General features: G+C 35.0%; 13 protein-coding genes. 7 read left to right on the forward strand and 6 right to left on the reverse strand.

The features are described 5' to 3' along the window. The first annotated feature begins 363 nt into the window (after nt 1–363). The 7 genes from AC4FQ3_RS11020 to AC4FQ3_RS11050 all read left to right on the forward strand — a co-directional run bounded on the left by AC4FQ3_RS11020 (nt 364) and on the right by AC4FQ3_RS11050 (nt 13350). Entirely contained in the window at nt 364–951 is a 588-nt protein-coding gene (locus tag AC4FQ3_RS11020) for an RNA polymerase sigma factor (RefSeq protein WP_463460210.1), read from the forward strand. Nucleotides 952–1314: 363 nt separating this feature from the next. Further along, nucleotides 1315–2349, forward strand: coding sequence for a FecR family protein (locus AC4FQ3_RS11025; RefSeq protein ID WP_491181878.1), 1035 nt, complete (start codon nt 1315–1317; stop codon nt 2347–2349). 216 nt (nt 2350–2565) lie between these two features. After that, nucleotides 2566–5871 carry a SusC/RagA family TonB-linked outer membrane protein gene (locus AC4FQ3_RS11030; RefSeq protein ID WP_491181879.1) on the forward strand — a complete coding sequence of 1102 codons (3306 nt, stop codon included), beginning with the start codon at nt 2566–2568 and terminating at the stop codon, nt 5869–5871. Nucleotides 5872–5882: 11 nt separating this feature from the next. Further along, nucleotides 5883–7253, forward strand: coding sequence for a RagB/SusD family nutrient uptake outer membrane protein (locus AC4FQ3_RS11035; protein WP_491181880.1), 1371 nt, complete (start codon nt 5883–5885; stop codon nt 7251–7253). 63 nt (nt 7254–7316) lie between these two features. Continuing rightward, the gene (locus AC4FQ3_RS11040; RefSeq protein ID WP_491181881.1) at nt 7317–8264 is read left to right on the forward strand and encodes an ABC transporter ATP-binding protein; all 948 of its coding nucleotides are present in this window, start codon (nt 7317–7319) and stop codon (nt 8262–8264) included. Between the two features lie 11 nt (nt 8265–8275). Continuing rightward, on the forward strand, nt 8276–10537 hold the full coding sequence (locus AC4FQ3_RS11045) for a Gldg family protein (protein ID WP_491181882.1): 2262 nt from the start codon (nt 8276–8278) through the stop codon (nt 10535–10537). Between the two features lie 11 nt (nt 10538–10548). Next, complete coding sequence (locus AC4FQ3_RS11050; RefSeq protein ID WP_491181883.1) at nt 10549–13350, forward strand: M16 family metallopeptidase; 2802 nt, start codon at nt 10549–10551, stop codon at nt 13348–13350. Between the two features lie 89 nt (nt 13351–13439). Here the strand turns inward: AC4FQ3_RS11050 and AC4FQ3_RS11055 are convergent, their stop codons facing one another. The 6 genes from AC4FQ3_RS11055 to AC4FQ3_RS11080 form a co-directional block, all read right to left on the reverse strand. Beyond that, nucleotides 13440–14345, reverse strand: a complete 906-nt coding sequence (locus tag AC4FQ3_RS11055) for an ROK family protein (RefSeq protein ID WP_491181884.1) — start codon at nt 14343–14345, stop codon at nt 13440–13442. Nucleotides 14346–14458: 113 nt separating this feature from the next. Continuing rightward, nucleotides 14459–15922: a glycoside hydrolase family 125 protein gene (locus AC4FQ3_RS11060; protein WP_491181885.1), complete on the reverse strand. Its 1464-nt coding sequence runs from the start codon at nt 15920–15922 to the stop codon at nt 14459–14461. Nucleotides 15923–15926: 4 nt separating this feature from the next. Beyond that, nucleotides 15927–18200: a GH92 family glycosyl hydrolase gene (locus AC4FQ3_RS11065; protein WP_491181886.1), complete on the reverse strand. Its 2274-nt coding sequence runs from the start codon at nt 18198–18200 to the stop codon at nt 15927–15929. A gap of 185 nt (nt 18201–18385) precedes the next feature. Continuing rightward, nucleotides 18386–20662 (reverse strand): GH92 family glycosyl hydrolase, encoded by a 2277-nt coding sequence (locus tag AC4FQ3_RS11070; protein WP_491181887.1) that lies wholly within the window; start codon nt 20660–20662, stop codon nt 18386–18388. A 152-nt stretch (nt 20663–20814) separates the two neighbouring features. After that, nucleotides 20815–22803 (reverse strand): beta-mannosidase, encoded by a 1989-nt coding sequence (locus tag AC4FQ3_RS11075; protein ID WP_491181888.1) that lies wholly within the window; start codon nt 22801–22803, stop codon nt 20815–20817. Between the two features lie 341 nt (nt 22804–23144). After that, nucleotides 23145–24662 carry a SusD/RagB family nutrient-binding outer membrane lipoprotein gene (locus tag AC4FQ3_RS11080; protein ID WP_491181889.1) on the reverse strand — a complete coding sequence of 506 codons (1518 nt, stop codon included), beginning with the start codon at nt 24660–24662 and terminating at the stop codon, nt 23145–23147. Nucleotides 24663–24665 lie beyond the last annotated feature (3 nt).

Genomic DNA, 24665 nt, shown 5'->3' on the forward strand with positions numbered 1-24665 from the left:
ATAACAAAATATTTTTTTTGATTTTAAGCCCTTTTTAAAATCATAAAATATCGTTTACAATTCCTTCACTTTCAATTAAATCAATTCTATAATTAATTTCTAAAGATTCTTCAAAAAATGACTTATTTTCAATTTAAATCTTTGCTGATTCTCAATTAAAACAAGACTTAACCTACAATTCACTAAACAGAGATTTGCAAATATTTGAATCTTCTGCAAAAGAATATTCCGTTTTTTAAAAAAATTAAAGATTTCTTGCTTATAAATTAACAATTCAGCATTTATAGAGGCGATTAGAAATAAAGAATATTTGAGTATCCAAAAAATTAATAATATTGCTAAAGTGAATAAATCATTCTGATTATGTCTTTAAACTCCAGTTTTGACGAAAATAAACTTCTTCATGAGTTATCTCAGGGAAGCGAGCTGGCTTTTACGGAATTATACAATCGTTATAAAAATTTGGTTTACGGTACAGCTTTAAAAATAACAAAATCAAAAGTTCTGGCTGAAGAAGCTGTTCAGGATGTATTTTTAAAAATTTGGCAGAATCAGGAAAAGGCAGCCGAAATAACCAATTTTGAAAATTATCTTTTCATTATTTCCCGCAATCATATTTTTGATATGATCAAAAAAATAGCCCGCGAAACGAATATGGCTTCTGATATAACTTATAAAAATAGTGCTGCTGATGATACTGATACGGCAATTAAAGACGATCAGTACAATGTTATTTTAAATCAAATTATTGAACAGCTTCCGCCACAGCAGCAAAAAATCTACAAAATGGCGAAGATGGAAGGTTTAAGTCATCAAAAAATTGGAGAGAATTTAGGCATTTCTACAGAAACCGTTAAAAAACACATGGCTCAGGCTTTAAAATTTGTCCGTTTTAAAATTTCGCCTTACATGAATCTTTTTATGTCTTTATTTTTGTTTTCAAGTATTTGAATTTACTTCGGAAAACACCTTTAAACATTCGCAAATTATTTTTTTTACGATTTTTTTACATTTTTTTCACTTTCGACTACTCCCTCCCTCTTTTTCAATCGTCTTTATAATAAAGAACAAGAATTTAAGGGGGAAATTCCAATATTTAAATTCCAAATTCCAAATTCCAATGTTTAGGGTTTAGTTTTTAGAGTTTCCTATCACTGAAAACGAAATTTCAATATTGGGATTATAAATTTAAAGATTCCATTTTTTGGAATTTAAATATTGGAATTTCCTTTTTTTTTTTTTTTGAATTTAAATTTTAAACTTCCCCAGGTTTACCATTTATAAAACTAATATTAACTCATAATTACAAAGCAAATGCATCAAAAAGTATTTGAAGAATTATTGGAAAGCTATTTACAGAATACAATTTCTGAAGTAGAAAAACAGCAGCTAATGGAAATTATTCGTAATGGAATGCATGATGATTTCATCAAAGAAAAAATCACTATGCTGCTTCAGGAGAATAAAGGTTTGGATCTTTTAGACACTCAAAAAAGTGATAGTATTTTAAAATATATTCTTTCTAGTCCTTCAACGAAAGTTATTCCGATTAGAGAAAAATCATCTAAAAAAACAATTCGCGTAATCTTGTCGATTGCAGCAGCGATTACGATTTTATTCGCCATCAGAAGTGTTTTCTTTTATACAAATACACCTGATCCTGTAAAAACAACAACATCTGAAACAGCCGAAGAAGTAAATCCGATTTTAGCTTTTAGCGGCAAACAGCTTATTCATTTGCCTGACGGAAGTACGATTTTGCTGAATGAAAACAGCAGCATAGAATACAATCAGAATACTTTTAATACTAAAACCAGAGAAGTAACCTTAACCGGAGAAGCCTATTTTGACATTAAACGAAACGAGACAAAGCCGTTTATCGTTCATACTGATAAAATACAAACCAAAGTTTTAGGTACAGCTTTTAATATTAATGCTTACAGCAAATCCGGAAAAATTGAAGTTACGGTAACCCGTGGTAAAGTACAGGTTGGTGATGTCGAAAAAGTATATGGCGTAATTACGCCAAACCAGCAGATTACGGTAAATAAAAACACGCTTGATCACACACAAAATACGGTAAATGCCGAAGCTGTTGTAGAATGGAAAAGTAAATACCTGATTCTGGATAACATTAATATGGAAGAAGCGATTGCGCTTATTTCTCAAAAATATAAGGTGCCTATTACGCTTTCTAACGAAAATATTAAAAATTGCCGAATTACTGCGAGCTTCCTAAATGATGAAGATCTGGATCATATTCTAAAAGTAATCTGCAGTGTTATTGAAACGGAATATCACTATACAAAAAACGGCGCAATTGTTCTGGAAGGAAAAGGTTGCGAATAAAAATCTATTAATAATTAACCTTAAAAAAACTAGCCTATAGCATAAAACCAAAAAAAAGCCATCTAGCTCCTACACCAGATGGCCACGATTCTTAATAATTATACCAGTAACCATTAAAAAACATGCAAATTTATGAAATTACGCTGTAAAACAACCACGTTTGATAGGGAAAAGAATGCACCTTTATTTCACCTGTCAAAAAAAACCCTCAAGATTATGCGAATCAGCTTATTCCACATTTTCTTATTGACCTGCGGCACCCACATGGTTTTCGCAAATGAAATGAACGGTCAGTCTTTAGAATCGATATCTGTTGATATTGAACTTCATAACCAGGATATAAAGACTTTATTTAAAAATATTGAAAATAAAACGGGATTACTTTTTGCGTATCAACCGCAGATTATTAAAGATTTTCCGAAAATAAATACACCAAAAGGACGAAGATCTGTAAGCGATATTCTTGATTATGTACTAAAAGGCAGCAACCTTGTCTATAAACAGGTAGATAAAAATGTTGTGATTTACAGAAAAGAAAGCAGCAAAACAGAAACCAATTCAGCAAAAGAAAATACTGCCGAAGCAAATTATATGCTTGCAGGAAAAGTGCTGGATGAAAATGGTCTGCCATTGCCGGGTGTAACCGTTACACTTTTGGGCGGAAACAAACAGGGAATATCCGATTTTGACGGACAATTTTATATTGAGTTGCCTTCTGGAAAACACGTTTTGAGAGTATCTTATTTAGGATATAAATCTCAGGATATTACTGTTGAAAACCAAGTATCTGTAACCATTAAAATGCAGCCCGATTTAGCTAAACTAGATGAGATTGTAGTTATTGGTTATGGAACAACTACTAAAAGAACAGCAACTGGATCTGTAGTTAAAATTACCTCTGAAGATATTGAAAAACAGCCTGTAACGAATCTTTTGCAAACATTACAAGGAAGAACTCCGGGTGTTTTTGTAACACAGACTTCTGGTTATGCAGGAAGTGACATGAACATTAGTATTCGAGGCAGAAATTTTATTGCAGGAAACAATCTTCCGCTTTATATTGTAGACGGTGTTCCTTATATTGGAAACGATATTAAAGAGCAGGTACAGCAGGATAATGTGATACAAGGCGCTCAAAAATCTACAAGTCCGCTTAATATTATCAACCCGAATGATATTGAAAGCATCGAAATTTTGAAAGATGCTGATGCAACGGCCATTTATGGCTCAAGAGGAGCAAATGGAGTTGTACTTATTACGACCAAAAAAGGAAAATCAGGAGAAACAGAATTTACCGTAACCACCAATTCAGGAGTTTCTGAGGTAGCACACATGGTAAAAACATTAGATACGCCTGCTTATCTTAATATGCTGCAAACTGCTTTAAACAATAATGGCGATGTGGCCGATGTTGATAGCAATGGTATTGCCCTTACAGACTGGGATCCGAATGCGCAAACCAACTGGCAGAAAAAATTAATTGGAGGGACAGCAAACTTTAATAATTTTTCGGCTTCCTTAAAAGGCGGAAGTGATACTACGAATTTCCTATTAAGTGCCGCTTATCACAAAGAAACCACTGTGGTTCCCGGAGATTTTAGTTATAATAAATTTTCTACCAACTTTAATGTCAACCACACTACGCTGGATAAAAAACTAAAATTGGGAGCCTCTGTTATTTTTGCTACAGATAATAACAAACTTCCTTTTTTTGATATTACAACTTATGCGGTGGGTACTGCACCAAACCGTCCTTTATATAATGCAGACGGAAGCTTGTACTGGTCACCGGATTATTTTAGCGACATCAACCCTATTGGCGCTTTGGGCAAAAGAGTAGATGATAAAGGAATAAACCTGATTACAAGTTTCAGCGTACAGTATGAAATTGCAAAAGGATTTTCTTTTAAAACAGATTTAGGTTACGGAAGAGCCCAAATGCAGAGCAAGCAAACTTTGCCTGCATCGTCTGGTAATTTTGCCTATTCAGAAGCTAACGGTTTTGATTTAAACTTTTCAAGATCCTATACGGTTTCGACCAATAACACGAATAATTTTTCTGTAGAACCTCAGCTGAATTATACGACTGAATTATGGAAAGGAAATTTATCTGCTTTGGTTGGAGGTTCATGGCAAAACAGAAAATCTGAAATGCCCTCTTATGTAAATTCAAGCGGTTACAGTTCAGATAATTTAATTGGAAATTTAGGTACTGCAGAAAATGTAACGGCTTACAACGGCAGTTCAGAATACAAATACATTTCTCTTTTTAGCAGACTTAACTACAATATTGCCAATAAATATATTTTGAATATCAACTTTAGAAGAGATGGTTCGTCTCGTTTTGGAGCAAACAACCGTTTTGGAAATTTTGGTTCTATTGGTGGAGCATGGGCTTTTACAGAAGAAAATTTCATGAAAGATAATACGGTATTAAGCTTTGGAAAAATCCGCTCTAGTTATGGAGAAATAGGAAGCGATGAAATTGGAGATTATCAATATGCCGATACTTTTGACACCCGAACTTATGGTGATGGAAATCCATCTATGACAGCTGCCAGAATTGAAAACCCTAACATTAAATGGGGATTAACAAAGAAATTTGAAGCAGCTATTGATTTAAGTTTCTTTAATGATCGTGTTTCCTTTACTGCTGCTTATTATAAAAACACTTCGAGCAATCAATTGGTGGGCTATACACTTAGCTCTCAGGCAGGATTTACATCATACACGGCAAATTTACCCGCTGAGGTTGAAAACACGGGATGGGAGTTTACTCTTGGTACAACAAACATTCACACTAAAAACTTAAACTGGTCTACTTCTTTTAATATTTCGACCAATGCTAATAAACTGAACAGATTTGATGGTATCGAATTTACAAGTTACTACACGCAATATATCGTTGGAAAACCATTAAACAGTCGATATTTACACACTTTTACAGGCGTAAATGATGCTGGAATTGCTCAGTTTCAAGATGTAAACGGTGATGGCAGAATATCTAACGGACTTGCTGAGACTGGCAGAGGTGACAGACAATATTACGGGCCAACTTATCCTAAATATTATGGAGGAATTTCAAATACAATTAGTTACAAAAAATTCTCATTAGACTTTTTATTTCAGTTTGTAAAACAGGAAGGTACTACTTTAATGGCTACTACTGGAGCACAACCGGGTTACCCGTATAGCATTAGCAATTATCAGGTTGATGAATATAATAATTATGTGACACAAGGAAATACTTTGAGTTCAGGTTTTCAAAATAGTTTCTTTAATTATTTAGGCTCTACTGCCACTATAACAGATACTTCGTACATCAAACTTAAAAATGTGAGTGCTTCTTACATGATCCCTTTAGATACTGCTACGCAAAAAATACTGCAGAGTATTCGTATTTCACTTCAGGGCCAGAATTTGGTAACTTTTACTAAATACAAAGGACTTGATCCTGAAACGCAAGGTTTGGCTTTACCTCCTATGCGTACAATCACTCTTGGAACTCAGTTTACATTTTAAATCTAAAAATCATGAAAAATTATTATACTAAATATACCTATATATTTTCGTTTTTTCTTTTAGCAGGACTTACAGGCTGCGATGAAGCACTAGATGTTGATTTGCCAAGTAATCAGTTATCATCTTCAACTGTATATCAATCAGATGTAACTGCCGAAGCTGCCGTAAACGGAATTTACCAAAGCATGGTCGAATCTGCTTATTATAATGATCTGCATTCTGTTCTTGGCGAAACTTCAGATGAGTTAGTACCCAGAACTGGTATTGCCAATGTTTATAGCTCTAACGAAATCCCTGAAAATGACGGATCGATGAGCAGCATGTGGGGCCAATTTTATAAAACGATTTATAATGCTAATAATGTAATAGAAGGAATTAGCAAAAGCACCACACTTAATCCTGCTAAAAGCAAACAATGGCTTGCCGAAGCAAAATTCTTAAGAGCTTATGCCCATTTTTACCTAACCAATATTTGGGGTGATGTACCTTTAATATTATCGACAGATATAGACGTAACTGCCTTGGCACCAAAAACTGCTCAGCAGGCGGTTTATACTCAAATTGTTCTTGATCTTACAGATGCTTCAAAAGATCTTCCGGTTAATTATGACAATTATGATGACGAAAGAATCAGAGCTACAAAATGGGCTGCCGAAACTTTATTGGCAAGAGTAAATTTGTATTTAGGAAATTGGAATGAAGCTGATGCTCATGCCTCTGCCGTAATAAATCAAAGCGACACTTACAAAATCGTTACCGGTTTAACAGATACCAACAATCCGTTTATCGCTGATAACGAAGAAGCTATCCTGCAAATACCGTATTTTAATGTAACCTATACTTATGAAGGATCTGCTGTATTTACATCCGGCGGTACCTTATTACTAAGAAAAGGGAATGCTCTTTTTGAAACCGGTGATGACAGAAAAACAAACTGGACGATTGATATCAGTAACAATGCCGGCGTCTTTTTGGGCATTGCACCCTATAAATACAAAAATAACTTTAATGATTCTCCTGCAGAGCGTTCTACAATATTAAGATTAGCAGAGCTTTATCTGATAAGAGCAGAAGCCCGTGTGAAATTAAATAACATTACAGGCGCTCAGGAAGATATCAATGTGATCAGAAACAGAGCATTATTAGAATCCACATCTTTAACAGATCCTACCCAGTTAGCAGATTTAATTGCTTTGGAAAGACAACGTGAGTTTTTTGCAGAATGTGGTCACAGATGGCTGGATCTTAAAAGAACCGGAAAACTTGATGAAACACTTTCTGTTTTAACTGATAAAATCTGGAAAACTACGGATAATTTATATCCAATTCCGGAAGATGCTATTCGTTCGAATCCCTTCTTAATTCAAAATACAGGATACTAAATATTAAAATAATGCGGGAATGTGTTTTCAGTAAAAATACATTCCTGCATTTTAAAAAACACTATGGAAACAACAATTGTAAGAGTTGAGGACTTGTCGCATCAATATAGTAAGGATTGGGCGATACAAAATATTAGTTTTGAAATCAAAGAAAACAGGATTTTAGGGCTTCTGGGATCTAACGGAGCAGGAAAATCGACCACGATGAATATTCTTTGCGGAGTTTTAAACCAAACCAAAGGCAATATTTTTATCGACGGAATTAATTTAAAAGAAAACCCAGTTGAAGCTAAAAAACTAATTGGATTTTTGCCTCAAACACCACCTTTGCATTTAGATTTAACGGTAAATGAATACTTAACGCATTGTGCAGAATTACGTCATGTAAAAAAAGAAGATTTAAAAAATGCCGTGGAAAGAGCGAAGGAACAATGCGGAATTTCGCATTTCAGCAATCGCTTAATCCGCAATTTATCAGGAGGATACAGACAGCGTGTGGGTATTGCACAGGCCATTATTCACGAACCGAAATTAATAGTTTTAGATGAGCCAACAAACGGACTGGATCCTAACCAGATTTTAGAAGTTAGAAATTTAATCAAGAAAATCTCAAAAGATAAAGCGGTTATCTTCTCTTCTCACATTTTATCTGAAGTTCAGGCAACCTGTCAGGAAATTAGAATGATCGAAAACGGACATATGGTTTTTGCAGATTCTCTCGAAGCTTTTAACAATCACATCGAAGCCAATACTTTAACGGTAAGCTTTGAAAATCCGCCTGAAATTAAGGTCATCAAAGATATTCCTGAAGTTCTAAATGCTGTTTTTCTTTCGGATAAAAAAATGCAGATCACTTTTGAAGGTACACAGGAAATCGCCGAAAAAATTGTAGCGCTCAGCGTTTATAACAACTGGAAATTACGTGAAATTCAATTTGAGAAAGTTTCTCTTGATGAAATTTTTGCACAATTATCTAAAAAAGCGCCTTCTAAAAACTCTCCTACTTCTTAAAAAATACACAAATGAAAACAATATATAGAATCGCTAAAACAGAACTCAACACCATGTTTTATTCGCCTGTTGCATGGGTTGTTTTAGTAATATTTTCGATCCAGTCGAGCTGGAAATTCTTTGACACACTCGAACGTTTTGAAAAGGGTCAAAAAATGGGACAAAACATGGATAATATGACACAAGTCATATTTTCTGGATTTAGTGGTCTTTTTACCGAAATGCAAAATTATTTATACCTCTATGTTCCGCTATTAACAATGGGATTAATAAGCCGCGAAATCAATAGCGGTTCTATCAAACTTTTACTTTCATCACCCATCCAAATTAAAGATATCGTATTGGGTAAATTCCTTGCCATTGCCGGCTACTGCTTATTATTTATGGCTATTCTGGGTTTAATTGGTGTCTCTGCCTATTTTTGTATTGATAATTTAGACATTAGTTTCGTTTTATCGGGCCTTTTGGGCTTGTATTTATTGGTTTGCACATACGCCGCAATTGGTTTGTTCATGTCTTGTCTTACCTCTTATCAGGTTGTGGCTGCCATTAGTACTTTAGTAGTTTTAGCAGGTTTAAACTTTGTAGGCAAACTATGGCAGGATATTGATTATGTTAAAGATCTTACCTATTTCCTTTCTATTTCCGGGCGCGCCAATGAAATGATCGAAGGACTTATTGTGAGTAAAGATGTGCTTTATTTTATTTTGGTGAGTACGCTTTTTATTGGCTTGAGTATTTTTAAATTACAAACAGGCAGAGATGCTCAGACTGTTTCAAAAAGAGTTTTAAAATATAGCGGATTAGTCGTTGCAATATTTTCACTTGGTTATATTACTTCCAGAGCTCCATTGACTTTTTATGCAGATATGACGCGCACAAACGACAGAACACTAACCAAAGCAAGTCAGGAAATTGTAAAAAAAATCGATGGTCCTATCAAAATCACCACTTATGTCAACCTGTTAGATATTAATTATTATATGGGTATGCCGTATTCTCAAAATCAGGATTTTGCCAGTTTTGACAAATACTCTCGTTTTTTACCTCAGATAGAAATGGATTATGTGTATTATTACGATACGTCTACAAACACAGCCTTGTATGAGCAAAATCCGGGATTGAATGACAAACAACTGGCAGAAAAATTGCTGGAAACTCAAGATATAAAACTAAAAAAATTATACTCTCCTGACGAAATAAACAAAATAATCAACTTAAAACCAGAACAAAACAGAGTTGTGAGAACGGTCGAATACAACGGAAAGAAAACTTACTTACGTATGTACGATGACATGTTTAAAATTCCTTTTGAAAAAGAAATTTCAGCTTCATTAAAACGTTTGGTTACAACTCCTGTAAAAATTGTTTTTGCTACAGGAAACATGGAAAGAAGCATTGAAAAAAATGGAGACAAAAATTACAAAATAGGTTTCAACGAAATAACCTTCAGAAACTCTTTAATCAATCAGGGATTTGATGTTGCTTCTGTAGACATTAATGCACAGAATATTCCGCAACAAACTGATATTTTAATTGTTGCCGATCCGAAAACGCAGTTAAGCCAGGGCGCCATTGATCGCATCGGCCAATATATAGATCAGGGAAAAAACGTAATGCTTTTGGCAGAACCTGAAACCAACACAGCATTAACTCCAATTACAGCCAAATTAGGTTTAGGTTTTACCAAACAAACATTGGTTCAGGAAAGCGAAACAAATGCGCCGGATTATCTCGTTACTGAATTTGAAAAAACAATTGACACAACGGTTATTAAATTACATAAAAGTCAATATACAATTCCTCTTTTGGGAAGCAGCGGAATCATTACTGCAAAAGATGCAGGATTTAAAGTAACACCATTATTAAAAACAAACAGTCAGCCGGTTTGGGAATCTCCAGCAGGAATTAGTTCCATTTCTCAAGATTTAAAGAAACAGCCATCGACCAAAGCTGTACCGCTTGTTGTAGCCTTAACGAGAAATATTAACGGTAAATCGCAAAAAATAATTGTGGCCGGAGATGCCGATTTCATGGGCAACGCCGAATTAGGTCGTCAGCAATCAGGAACATTTCAGTTTTTTACCGATGTTTTTACGTGGTTCAGCAATTACGAATTTCCTATTGATACCACACGTCCCAAATCTACAGATAATAAAATAATGGTAAGTTCAAATCAGGTTTTTATCACTAAAATTACCTTCATTGCTCTATTTCCGTTATTGATAATAGCTGCTGGCGCTTTTATATTAATTAGAAGAAACAGAAGATAAAAAACAACAAAATGAATACTAAAAAAAATATCATCATTGGACTTTTAGTGTTGTCTTTTCAAGGCGCATTAGCTCAGTTCAAAACCACAATTCCGCTGGATAAAAACGTAACAACCGGCAAACTAAAAAACGGTTTAACCTATTATATTCTGCATAACGAAGAACCAAAAGACCGCGCGAGTTTTTACTTTGTTCAAAATGTAGGTGCCATTCTCGAAGAAGACAACCAAAACGGATTGGCACACTTTTTAGAACACATGGCTTTTAACGGAACAGAACATTTTAAAGGCAAAGGAATTATCAAAATGCTCGAAAAAGACGGCGTAAGTTTTGGTAAAGACATTAACGCTTATACTGCTCAGGATGAAACAGTTTACAACATTAGCGGCGTTCCGGTAAATAATGAAACGCTGATCGATTCTACGCTTTGGGTATTGCACGACTGGTCTGGTTCTCTTTCCTTAACAAATGAAGAAATAGATGCCGAAAGAGGTGTAATCAGAGAAGAATGGAGAACGAGACGAACAAGCGATTTTCGTCTAAAAGGCCAAATGGATCAGTTTTTATACAAAGGTTCAAAATATGCGCAAAGAGATGTTATTGGCGATTTAAACATCATTAATAATTTCAAATACGACGAACTTAGAAATTATTATAAAAAATGGTATCGCCCTGATTTACAAGCCGTAATTATTGTGGGAGATATTGATGTAAAAGCTATTGAACAAAAAGTTAAAACGATATTTTCGACTATTCCACTGACTAAAAAAGTGGCAGAAAGAAAGTATTTTGATATTCCGAAACACAACGAATTGTATTTTGGCATCGCTACTGATAAAGAAGCTTCATCAACCAGCATTACGCTGCAATATGTTCTGGATGAACCATTGGTAAAAGATGTTTCGGTTACCCGAAAAAATGTTATGAATTCTTTGTACACTAGTATTCTAAACAATCGTTTGAAAGAATTATTACTGAAAAACCAAAATTCGAGTTTGAGTTTAAAAACCTATTTTGAGCCAATTTCAAGATTAAACACTTCTTTTAATATTTCGGCTTTAGCTAAAAAAGGAAAAGTATTGGCATCTTTTGAAGAAGTGTATACCGAAACCGAAAGAATGAAAAGATACGGCGCGATTCAATCAGAATTAGAGCGAACCAAGAAAAACTTCATAAGCTCTTATGATGATTTTATTAAAAATAAAGACAAAGTAAACAGCGATGACTGGGCCGATAAGCTGACCAATTATTTCCTGAAAGCAAAACCTTTTCTTTCGCCAGAAGATGATTATGATCTTATTGTTGGGATCCTAAAAAACATCTCGCTGGAAGAATTAAACGCTTACGCGAAAACCATTCAGCAGCCCACAAATCAGGTCGTTTTAATTAGTGGTTCTGATAAAGACCAGAATGAATTCCCTAAAAAAGAAGCTGTTGTTGAGGTAATGAAAAAGGTCGAAAACATGACTTTGGAACCTTATTCTAAAAAAGAAAACAAAGAACCCTTAATTGCTTCAGACCTAAAACCTGTCGCTGTAAAAAGTACGTTTGAAATTGCCGGAATAGACAAAGCAAAAGGTTATACGCTTGAAAATGGCGCAAAAGTAATTATTTTGCCAACCACTTACTCTCAGGATCAGATTGTATTTAGTGCTTTTGGAAAAGGTGGAAAATCTTTGGTAAAAACAGAAGATTTGGCATCTGCAGAAATTGCAACCACATTGGCAAGATCTTCCGGATTGGGTAATTTTGACATTACGGCATTAAAAGAAAAACTAACCGGAAAAGTAGCTCAGGCTTCGCCTTTTATTACAGACAATACCGAAGGTTTTAAGGGAAGTAGCAATCAGGCGGATCTTGAAACGATGCTGCAATTGCTGTATCTTTCTTTTGAAGCGCCGCGTTTTGATCCTACTATTTTTGAGATTTTAAAATCGCAATATCAAAACCGTTTAGAAAATCTTAAAAAAGATAACGACAACGCTTTTAATGATACGGTTGCATTGGCGAATTCAAACCATAATCCGAGAACTTTTCTTTTTAATGAAGAATTTCTAAAAAATATTGACCTAAAAAAAGCAGAAGAAATCTATAAACAGAGAATTAATAATGCTGCTGATTTTACTTTTGTTTTTGTTGGAAACATTCCGGATTCGGCTTTAGGCTTAATTCAAAAATATATCGGAAATATTAAAAGTAATCCGGCTGCAACAGAAACTTTTAAAGATCATAATATAGAACCTGCCAAAGGAAAAACCAAAGTGATATTTAAACGCCCAATGGAAGTGGCAAAAACCACAGCTTATTTGAGTTTAACCGGTAAAATGGAATACAGCGAAGAAAATGCATTGGGCATGTATGTGATTGGCGAATTGCTTTCGAAACGCTTTTTGCAGACCATTCGCGAGGAAGAAGGCGGAAGTTATGGCGTAAATGTGAGCGGAAGTCTTTTGACAACACCAAAACAAGCATTTGATCTTTCTTTGAGTTTTGATTGTAATCCTGACAAACAAGAGAAATTAATGCAAATTGTATGGCAGGAAATCAATGATTTAAAATCGAAACCGGTGAATGCAAATGATCTGGAAGACATTAAAAAAGCACTTTTGAAAAACAGAGAAGAATCGATGAAAACCAATTCTTTCTGGAGTGATAAAATCTATAATATTACAATGAATCAGGTTCGGTTTTTACAGGACGCCGATTATAAAAATTTAATTTCTAAAATTAATCCGAAAACTATTCAGCAGTTAAGCAAGCAAATTTTGGATAGTTCTAATAGTGTTGAGGTAATTATGAATCCGGAAAGGTAAATCCGGAAAAATAAGAACTTTAGAATACTTTTTATTTTTTATTAGTCATTAAAGGTTGCCTTTTGCCAGGCAGCCTTTTCTGGCATAATTTAATCACGCGTTAACAATAAACTCGCAGCCCCTAATAATGCTGCAATTTCATTATCTGCAGAAATAGAAACTGTGATTTCAATGTCGTTTTCTTTTAATTTTCTGTTGAAGGAATTCAGGAAAAATTCACTTGCATTTGCAATTTTTCCACCAATAATAAAACTTTCTGCTCCAAATTTTTGTAACCACGAAATCACAACCAAAGCCAGATCCTCGCCCATTTCTTCAAAAACCTGTATGGCAATTTTATCTTCGGCTACAGCCAAATTAAAAAGCTCTAAGCCGTTATTCAGATTTTTTCCGGTTAACGATTTGTAATTATTTAAAAGTCCGCGAACCGAAATGTAATCTTCGGCAATTCCGGTTTTATACGTAAGATTCCACATCTCTCCATCCTGAGGAACTGATTCTCCGGTAGAAATCGAAACTCCTTTATCAATAAAACAAGCGCCAAGTCCGGTTCCCAGAGTTACTGCCATTACTTTTTTTGAAAGATTTTCAGAGTTTTTAAAAACTTCGCCTTTACCAAAACAAACGGCATCATTTTCAAAAAGAATTGGAAAATCGCTTGAAAGATTTAGTGTTTCGTGAAGCAAATCACGCACATTTAAACCGTAAAAATGTTCGTATTTTGATTGGTCTTTGATCCGGCAAATTCCGTTTTCATAATCAAACGGGCCTGGCATACAAATCGCCAGACCTTTTATGTTTTTTATTTTTGAATTTCCAATCGAAATTTCAATTGCTTTTTTCCAAACAGCCATGACTTTTTCAACCGGCATATTAGAATCGAAACATTCTTTATGCAGTGAAAAGTCAATCACTTTCATATCTAAAATATTGATAACCGCAGCGGTAATATGTGTTCCTCCAATATCTATTCCTACAGCGTAGTTTTTATTCATGCTTTTGTATTTTTTTTTACCATTAAGAGATTAACAAAATCAAGACACATAGAATTAAATCAAGTACAATTCCTTAATTTTTCTTAATCTTTTAATGGTTTAATATTTTTTAATTAAATGTTTTTGTCTTTTAAAATCTGAGGATATTTGATGCTCGTGTGAACAATCATTTCTCCAAAAAGTGTATTTGCCCATGCAAACCATTTTCGGGTAAATTTGGCAACATCATCTTTATGAAATGATTCGTGCATAAAACCGGTATCTGCATTAGTTTTGATCAAATTGCTGATACACATTTTAATTTCTTTTTCATCTATACTTGTAATGGCTCTTAAAACAATACTCATTGGCCAAATCGTATCAACTCCCGTATGCGGACCTCCAATTCCTTCTCCTGCTTTTCCTTTATAAAAAAACGGATTATTTTCTGAAAGCACTACTTTTCTCGTATTCAAATAAAGCTGATTATCAGGCTCTATTGCACCTAAATACGGCAATGACAATAACGAAGGAACATTGGCATCATCCATCATATGAAAACTGCCGTATCCGTTTACTTCAAAAGCAATTATTTTTCCAAATTTCGGATGTTCAATGATTCCGTTTTCTTCTAATCCTTTTTGAACCTGGGCTCTTAGTTCTTTGGCTTTAGCAATCAGATTATCATCTTTTAAGGCTGGCAAAGAGAAAATTTCGATCAGATATCCAAGTACTTCAATCGCAAACATATTACTCGGAATTAAATAGCCAAATAACGTACTGTCATCACTTGGTCTGAAAATAGAAACAATTAGTCCGCAAGGTTTTACAGGATATCCGTATCCGCCTAATGGAACGCCATCTGTTGCCCACGCCGTTTGACGCTGAAAACTATAAGGACCGCCTTTCCCATCTAATCTTTGCTGTTCTTTAAATGTTTGTAATACCAAAAGCATGGCTTCTTTCCACTTACTATCAAATAAGCTTATGTCTCCAGTCTCCTTCCAGTAGCCATGCGCCAGACGAATTGGGTAACATAAACTGTCTATTTCCCATTTGCGTTCATGAATTCCGGGCTGCATTTTGGTTAAATCATTTTTCCACTCGCTTTCTTTTGTAAAATCTTTATAAAAGGCATTGGCATAAGGATCTAATAAAATACATTTCGCCTGACGATTGATTACGCCTTTTACCAACTCTGCCAGTTTTTTATCTTCTTTTACAAACGGAATGTACGGCCAAATCTGAGCGGTACTATCACGAAGCCACATCGCATCGATATCGCCGGTAATGACGTAAGTATCCGGTTTTCCATCAATAATTTCAAAATCAACAGTGGTGTCTAAAGTATTGGGAAAACAATTTTCGAACAGCCACGCAAGCTCCGGATTGGCAATTTGTTTTTTGATGCGAACAATTGCTTTTTCTACAGCTTCGCTTGTAAATTTCCTTTCTGCCAATGGAGGTCTTTTGCTGATAAAATCTTTAAGCGCAAAATTGAAAGTATCTGACGGAAGTGCAAAAACATCGGTTTGAAGTGCCAATAATCCGGCAGAAAAAATGCCTGTATTTTTTATAAATTTTCTACGTGAGTGCATAATATTATTTTGAATTTGAATAAGAATAAGGATAGTTTTTTGCTGAAGTTCCTCTTTTTAAATTAGGAGAACTTGTCATATCGAAATTTAATTCGCCGCCTTCTAATACATCAAAATGGTTGATATAATTATTGGAATAATTTTTATTGCCCCATTCTAACTCTTCGACATATCGGTTAATTTCAGAATTATCGGGAGCGTTGATAATAAATTGTTTTCCGTTTTCTAATTGTAAGGTTACTTTTTTAAACAAAGGCGCTCCCAAAACATACTCTTCTGTTGCCGGGCAAACCGGATAAAATCCCATTGCAGAGAAAATATACCAGGCCGAAGTTTGTCCGTTATCTTCATCACCACAATATCCGTCCGGTGTTGGTTTGTATAAACGATTCATTACTTCTCTGGACCAATATTGTGTTTTCCACGGTTCTCCTGCATAATTATACAAATAAATCATATGCTGAATAGGTTGGTTTCCGTGTGCATATTGCCCCATATTCATGATCTGCATTTCGCGAATTTCATGAATTACAGATCCGTAATAACTGTCATCAAAAACCGGTGGCGTTGTAAAAACAGCATCTAATTTTGCTGTGAAATTTTTCTCTCCGCCCATTAAATCAATCAAACCTTGTATGTCATGAAAAACGCTCCAGCTATAATGCCAGGCATTTCCTTCTGTAAAAGCATCTCCCCATTTTAGCGGATTAAAATTGGCCGGAAAACTCCCGTCCAGATTTCTTCCGCTCATTAATCCGATTGCCGGATTATAGAGATTTTTATAATTCATCATTCTTTTTTCGAATAACTTAATCTCTTTGTTTGGACGGTCTAAGGCTTTTGCCAATTTCCAGATAGCAAAATCATCATAAGCATATTCAAGCGTTCTGGCAGCATTTTCATTAATTTTTACATTATAAGGAACGTAGCCTAATGTATTATAATACGAAACTCCTTTTCTTCCCACAGCATCCATCGGTCCTTCATTGTTGGCTCCGTGAATTAAGGCTTCATACAATTTATTGATATCATAACCACGCAATCCTTTTATATAAGCATCCGAAACTACTGAAGCAGAATTATTTCCAACCATCACATTTCTAAAACCGGGACTTGACCATTCCGGCAAAAATCCGCCTTCGTTATAATCGTTAATTAAACCTTCCTGCATTTCCTTATTTATCGAAGGATAAACCAAATTTAGCAATGGATAAAGAGCACGAAAAGTATCCCAAAATCCTGTTCCTGCGTACATATAACCCGGTAAAACTTTACCATTGTATGGACTGTAATGAATAACATCGCCATTAGCATCAATTTCATATTGCTTTTGAGGAAAACAAGTCGCACGATATAAACAGGAATAAAATGTTTTTAGCTGTTCTTCAGTTCCACCTTCGGCTTTAACTTTACTCAAAACAGTATTCCATTCTTTTTTAGAGTTTTCTAAAGTTTCCTGAAATGATGATGTACCTAATTCGTTCTTCAAATTTAATTCGGCTTGTTCCGGACTAATAAATGATGAAGCTGTTTTTACATTTATTATTTCTCCTTTTTTGGTTTTAAAAGTGACTATTGCGCCCACATGAATATTAGTTTTTTCTAATTTATCTTTTTCTAAAATTTTATCATGCCAGGTATAATTGGATGCAAAAGGTTTGTCGAATACCAAAACAAAATAGTTTTTAAAATTCGTTGGAACTCCGCCACTATTGCGTGTTGTATAACCTATAATTTTATTTTCTGATGGAATTATTTTGATGTAAGATCCTTTATCAAAAGCATCAACAACTATCGAAGATTTCTCGTTTTCCGGAAATGTAATTTGAAAATGTGCTGCTCTTTCTGTTGCCGTAATTTCTGTTGTAACATCATAATCAGCAAGATAAACGCTGTAGTAATATGGTTTTGAAACCTCAGCTTTATGGCTGAACCAGCTTGCTCTTTCTGTTTCGTCAAAAACTATTTTGCCTGTTACGGGCATAATCGAAAATTGTCCGTAATCGTTCATCCATGGCGAAGGCTGATGCGTTTGCTTAAATCCTCTAATTTTTTCGGCGGTATACGTATACGCCCATCCGTCTCCTATTTTACCGGTTTGCGGCGTCCAGAAATTCATTCCCCAAGGCCTGCAAATAGCGGGATAGGTATTTCCGTTTGAAAGATTGGGCAACGATTGTGTTCCCATTAATGGATTTACATAATCTACGGGATCTAACTGTGCATTTGCAGTAAAACACTGTATTAATCCCAAAAAAAACAAATGCGTTATTTTCATATTCTGTATAATTATCCTAACCCGTTTTTTAAAACCCGTCAGGTCTTTGTTGTAAAATGTGAATTATCGACTTGCAAAGCTTTGTCAAAGTTTTAAACTTTGACAAAGCTTACGTAATTTAGAACTTAAATTATACCTACAAGGTTTTGAAAACCTTGCAGGAAACAGAGAACTGCAACTTAAAACTAAAAAGGTCTGTCTTCTTTTTTAACTCCAAAAGTCGACGAAGGTTTATTTCCCATAAATAATTTCAATTCTCCTCCGTTTGCAATCATATCGTTTGTTATGTATGATTTTGTATACGGTTTTCCGTTATATTCTGCTTTTTGAATATAGATATTTGTGGCATTGTTATCGATTGCTTTCAATGTAAATGAGATACTTTTTTTGTGATGAATTGTGGCTTCGTTTACCAATGGACTTCCCAAAACATAAATTCCATTTGCGGGATTAACAGAATAAAATCCCATTGCCGATAAAACATACCAGGCTGACATTTGCCCTAAATCTTCATTTCCGCATAATCCGTCCGGTTTTGTCGAATAAAATTTATCATCAATTTCGCGAATTAGTTTTGCAGTTTTCCAAGGCTGGCCTGCGTATGCATACAAATACGGAATATGATGATTGGGCTCGTTTCCTTGTGCATATTGCCCGATTAAACCACTAATATCCGGAGAAACTTCTTCACCTTCTACTTTATCTGTTAGCAGAAATAATTGGTCTAATTTTTCTAAAAACTTAGTTTCGCTTCCAAACAAATCAATTAAACCATAAGGATCCTGTGGAACCAGCCAGGTATATTGCCATGCATTTCCTTCTACATAATCATCTTTTCGATGTGCTGACGAAAGCGGATTAAAAGGTGTTCTCCAATTTCCATCGGTTAATTTTCCTCGCATGAAAGTGGTTTCCTTATCAAAATAAAGCTTGTACAAATTGGCTCTTTTTGTAAAATAAGTATAATCTTCCGTCTTGTTCAAGGCTTTTGCCATTTGCGCTACACAGTAATCATCAATAGCATATTCTAAAGCGTTTCCAACAGATTCCAGCATTTTATCGGCAGGAATATATTCTAATTTCTGAACATAATCCATTCCGTCGCGGGTTTGCATGGCTGTTTTTTTGATGGCTTCGTATGCTAAATTAGTATCATAATCTCTGTAGCCTTTTAAATAGGCGTCTACAATTACAGCGATCGAATGATTTCCGTTCATTGTATTGGTTTCATTTCCCATTAAATGCCAAACGGGTAATCTTCCCTGCTGTTGGTAAATTGCCAAAAATGATTTTACGATGTCATTAATTTTATCCGGCTGTGTAATGGTGTATAAAGGATGCAAACCTCTGTAAGTATCCCAAAGTGAAAAAGTCGTGTAGTTGGTAAAATTGGCTTTTTCGTAAACTTTTTTGTCTGTTCCTCTATAGTCTCCGTTTGCATCATTAAAAATTGAAGGTGCAAATGCCTTGTGATACAATGAAGTATAAAAAACCTTCATCGTTTTATCATTGGCTTTGATCTGGATTTTACTTAATTCATTGTTCCATTTTAAAGTGGCTTCTTTGACTGTTTTATCAAAATCCCAATTCGTAATTTCGGTTTTTATGTTTGCTAAGGCATTCTCATAACTTACCGGGGAAATTCCAACTTTTACTAAAACCTGTTTGTTTTTTAAAGACGTAAAATCTAAAACTGCTTTCATTTTTAAACCTTCGCCTTCGTTTCCTGAAACTGCTGTTCTATCATCGTATAATGCCAGATTTGAAATAGGTTCAGAGAATTCGATTGCAAAATAAACACGCTGATCAACAGCCCATCCCGAAGAGAAACGATAACCAACAATTGTCTTGTCGTTTATTTTTTTAATGAAAGTTTTTACGGGTTTATCCCATCCTACACCATCGGCAAGATCTAATAAGATATGAGAATCTGTAGCCGAATTGAAAGTATATTTATGAAAACCAACTCTTTCGCTGGCCGTTAGTTCTGCCTTGATTTTATATTTATCTAATAAAACACTATAATAACCGGGTTTGCTTATTTCATTTTCATGAGAAAAATAAGAACCGTAACCGTTTACCATATCTTCTTTTGTGCCTTTAAAAAGCGGCACTTTCCCTGAAACTGGAAGTAAAAGAATATCATTTAAATCACCAATCCCGGTTCCGCTTAAATGCGTGTGCGTAAAACCTAAAATGGTATTACTGGCATAGTTGTAACCGCTGCACCAATCCCAGCCCTCAAAAATATTTACAGGTCCTAGCTGAACGGCTCCAAAAGGAACATTGGCGCCAACAAATACGTGACCGTGACCTGCTGAACCTATTAAGGGATTTACATATTGAGTGTAATCGATATTTTTTTCTTTTGCTTTCTTTTGCTGTGAAATTGCGGGATTTGCAAAAAATAGGTTTATCGCTAAAATACTGGTAAAGACTGTTTTGTTATACTTTGTAAACATTATTCTATATTTTTTATTTAATTGCGTGATGGAACGCGGATGACACAAATTTATGTGCTATTTTCTCTAAATTTGGACCCAAATAGACGCACTGCTGTGCGTCTCTACGGAAAACCTTTGTCGCTTTGAACCTTTGTAACTTTGAACCTTAATTAATATTTCTTCAAAACCTCAAAAAGCGAATAGACTTTTAAAACCGGCTTATCTATTTTCCCTTCAAAAGAAATTGTTTTTTCTTCTCCTTCTTTCAGATCAATGTAATTATCGCTCCATTTTCCGGTATATCCTTTTATGGAAACATATACGTATTTTGCTGGTTTCTCAGCTTTTAAAGTTACTTTATTTCCTTTTACTACCCATGTTAATTTTGGATCTTCGAGTTTTAAATCTATCGGGCGTGTTAACTCAATTTCAGGGGTTTTGTCATCCCGATAGGCTTCTTTCATCGCATACCATGCCGCTTTGGGCTGTCGATCGTAATAATCAGTTACGCTCCAGCTTGCTACGGGCCAGCAATCGTTAAGCTGCCAGACTAAAGTTCCCATATTGTAGGGTGCTTTTGAACGATGGATTCCGATGATATTTTTTAAAGCAAAATATTGCAGACATTGTGTGAGATAGGTATAATCTTCAACAGACATCTTTTTTATTTTTTCTGAACTGATGAAATAACGATTCAGGTAAGATTCTAATTTCATAAATCCTTTTCCGGCTTTTTGATGCGCTTCCAGAATGTCTGAATATAAATATCGGTCTTCGGGCAGGGTAAATTTTTCTATTGAAGAATAATTAGGCATTGCTTCCATTCCGTATTCGCTCACAAAACGGCCTGTTTTTTTCTCTGTGATTTCAATATCCTGCAAACCCCACCACGTTCCCCAATAATGACTGTCGCCCTGGGTAGTACTCTTTTCTTTTGACCAATGAAATAAAGGTGAAGAACTAATGTAAGGTCTTTTTCCGTCGACTTCTTTTACCCATTTCGGAATACTGTCGTGAAACAATCGTACGTAATCATGCCACAAACGGGTTGAATCTTGTTTGGACATTTTCATGCTTTTTTGCCAGCCCCAACTTTTAAAAGCCTCATCGCTTTCGTTGTTACCGCACCATAAAACAATACTTGGATGGTGTCGCAGGCGTTTTACCTGATACTGAACTTCTTCTTTTACATTATCAAAAAAAGCTTTGTCACCCGGCACCATTGTTCCGGCAAACATAAAATCCTGCCAGACATTGATTCCGTATTTATCACATAAATCATAAAAATAATCGTCCTCGTAAATACCACCGCCCCAAACACGAAGCATATTCATATTGGCATCTTTGGCGAGAGCAATTACTTTTTCATATTCTTTTTTGTTCATTCTCGAAAGAAAAGCATCTGAGGGGATATAATTGGCGCCTTTCATATAAACTGGTTTTCCATCAATTTTAAAATAAAATGATTTACCAAGACTGTCAGGCTGTTGTATTAATTCTATTTTGCGATTTAGAACGTATGGTTTCTCCGAAGATTTTTCATCATAAGCTTCTAAACGCGGTGTTTTCCATATTCCACATGTGGTGAATTTTGGTCCCCAATCCCATCCAAAATGGTATTGTGCTTTGCGAACATAAGCTCGCGGATTGTCCGGAATTATAAATGGCAAATCTTTTTTTGCCAGTGAATCGACTACATTTTGTGCCGATTTGAAAACAACAACCAAATCATTATTTCCAGATTTTAAAATCTTCTTTACATCTACACGCCATTGACGGAACATGTTATTGGCTGTTAAAATCAATTGGCTGTTTAGATAAACTGTTGCGTAGGTATCTAATCCATCAAAAACCAGTTCTGTATTTTTCTTTTTTAATGTTGATGCCGTTACTTTAAAAGTAGTTTTGTATTCCCAATCTTTCTTTTCTACCCATTGTATTTTTTTTTCATTGTCTCTGTAAAATGGATCCGGAATTGCTTTATTATTCAGTAAATCAGTGTGAATTTCTCCCGGCACTGTGGCTGGAAACCATTTATCAGTTTTTGTTTCCCGATATTGCCAATCTTCTTTTATATCAATATTTTGAGCATTGACTACAAATGAGAGATTCGCAATATAAAGACATATTAACCAATAAAAGTTTTTTATAAATTTCATTTTTTATTTTTTACTGCAAGTGATAATAGAACGCGGATGACGCTGATTTAGGTGGATTTTTTCTGATAATCTTTGAATATAAATTTACTGTAAAGTGCATTTTTTTCTTCCTTTTGAACATAAAAATTTAACCGCAGAGTTCGAAAAGGTTTTACGCAATCCCGAAGCCTCGGGACGCAAAGTTTTTTTGAGGTTTGAGCATAAAAAGTTGATGTAAGTTCGCAAAGCTTTGTCTCTTTGAACCTCTGTCCCTCTGAACCTTCAAAAAAAATAAGCCGGGCGCGGTACAGTTAATCCTACCCGGCTTAAGTCAAAAACTCAACTAACTGACTAAATTTAAACTATTGCTTATCCCACCAGATTCTGGTTGTCATTCTGTCTAATCCCTGGCGGCTTATTGCTTGTTGATAATTATCTGCATTTGTTAAAAGCTCTGACTGATCGTAGATTAATCTTCTCGGAATTGTTCCGTTTGTTTCTCCCGTAGGATCATTTACCGGAACTAAAACCGGATATCCTGTTCTTCTGTATTCTGAAAAAGCTTCAAAACCATTAAACAACAATACAATCCATTTTTGAGTGATAATCTGTTCGATTTTTTCAGCATCAGTTCCTGCAGTTTTAAACGGATAAGTGGTGATGTAAGTGTTGTATTCTGCACTTGTAACGGCTGGAACTTTGTCTCCAAAAATGGTTAGTATTTCCATTGCTGCTTTTACACCGTTTTCATAATATTGCTGTGCACTTCCGCCAACGTTCCAGCCTTTTACTGCTGCTTCTGCCAATATGTATTGAACTTCGGCATATGACATAATTAATGTTGGTGCATCTAAACGTAATACGGTTGAAGTATTTGGGTCTGAGAAAACTTTTTTGTCTCCTCCCGGAAAGTCTTTAGCATCATTGGCAAGACCTTGTTGGTTTGCAGGGTTGTTATCTCCCGTTGCTTCTAATTTAGCATAGATTCTTAAACGCGGATCATTTGTGTTTTTCAATAAATCGATAAATGTTTTACTGAATTTTATATTTGCTTCTCCGCCGTTCAAATCATTTGTAACCCATGCAGAAGTGATAGGATTTGTTCTAACTCCTTGTGGACCTGCATCATGTTTTAAAACAAGGCTATCATCATTTGAAGTAAAAACACCTTTTGAAACTGCTTTTTCTACATATTCTTTAGCTTTAGCCGGATTTACTTTAGATAAACGCATCGCTACTCTTAGCATTACGGAATTGGCCAATTTTTTCCATCTTGCAACATCGCTTTGGTAATACAAATCTGCTGCACCAACAAAACCTTTGTTAGCATCCAACGCTGTTCCGGCTTCGTCTAATTCTTTTAAAAGGTCATTGTAAATAGCTTCCTGAGTGTCATATTTTGGGGTAAAAATATTTCCATTGTATCCTTTTCCTGCTTCAAAATAAGGAACTTCTCCATAAGTATCTGTTAGTTTTTGAAACATTAAAACTTTCATAATTCTTAAAGCCTGAATTGTGTTTGAATTTTCATCAGTGTTTGGTAAAACCGACATTAACTGATAAATCTGGTTCAATCCTTTTCCGTAAGATTCTCCAAAAAGAGCCGCTGAATATTCAGAAGAATAGGTGTATTTTGAACCTGCTCCTCCTGGTGAAGAAAATTGCTGTACGATTTGTGCTGCATAAATGTTATTTCCTCGTGTATTAGAAAAATCCTGACCGTCAACATAAATCTCAGCAAGTGTAAACATCGATTTTATTGCAGGATCTGTTAAGGCATTTGGATTCGTATTCATTTCTTCAAATCCTTTATCGCATGATGCTAATGTCATGGCACTAACAATTGCGATACAAAATATTTTTATAGCTTTATTTTTCATCTT

Source organism: Flavobacterium sp. AK-345 (assembly GCF_058310175.1).

Bases quoted from the DNA above. Each gene is read 5' to 3' on its own strand.
- AC4FQ3_RS11020 (WP_463460210.1), top strand. From the start codon at position 364: ATGTCTTTAAACTCCAGTTTTGACGAAAATAAACTTCTTCATGAGTTA.
- AC4FQ3_RS11025 (WP_491181878.1), top strand. From the start codon at position 1,315: ATGCATCAAAAAGTATTTGAAGAATTATTGGAAAGCTATTTACAGAAT.
- AC4FQ3_RS11030 (WP_491181879.1), top strand. From the start codon at position 2,566: ATGCGAATCAGCTTATTCCACATTTTCTTATTGACCTGCGGCACCCAC.
- AC4FQ3_RS11035 (WP_491181880.1), top strand. From the start codon at position 5,883: ATGAAAAATTATTATACTAAATATACCTATATATTTTCGTTTTTTCTT.
- AC4FQ3_RS11040 (WP_491181881.1), top strand. From the start codon at position 7,317: ATGGAAACAACAATTGTAAGAGTTGAGGACTTGTCGCATCAATATAGT.
- AC4FQ3_RS11045 (WP_491181882.1), top strand. From the start codon at position 8,276: ATGAAAACAATATATAGAATCGCTAAAACAGAACTCAACACCATGTTT.
- AC4FQ3_RS11050 (WP_491181883.1), top strand. From the start codon at position 10,549: ATGAATACTAAAAAAAATATCATCATTGGACTTTTAGTGTTGTCTTTT.
- AC4FQ3_RS11055 (WP_491181884.1), bottom strand. From the start codon at position 14,345: ATGAATAAAAACTACGCTGTAGGAATAGATATTGGAGGAACACATATT.
- AC4FQ3_RS11060 (WP_491181885.1), bottom strand. From the start codon at position 15,922: ATGCACTCACGTAGAAAATTTATAAAAAATACAGGCATTTTTTCTGCC.
- AC4FQ3_RS11065 (WP_491181886.1), bottom strand. From the start codon at position 18,200: ATGAAAATAACGCATTTGTTTTTTTTGGGATTAATACAGTGTTTTACT.
- AC4FQ3_RS11070 (WP_491181887.1), bottom strand. From the start codon at position 20,662: ATGTTTACAAAGTATAACAAAACAGTCTTTACCAGTATTTTAGCGATA.
- AC4FQ3_RS11075 (WP_491181888.1), bottom strand. From the start codon at position 22,803: ATGAAATTTATAAAAAACTTTTATTGGTTAATATGTCTTTATATTGCG.
- AC4FQ3_RS11080 (WP_491181889.1), bottom strand. From the start codon at position 24,662: ATGAAAAATAAAGCTATAAAAATATTTTGTATCGCAATTGTTAGTGCC.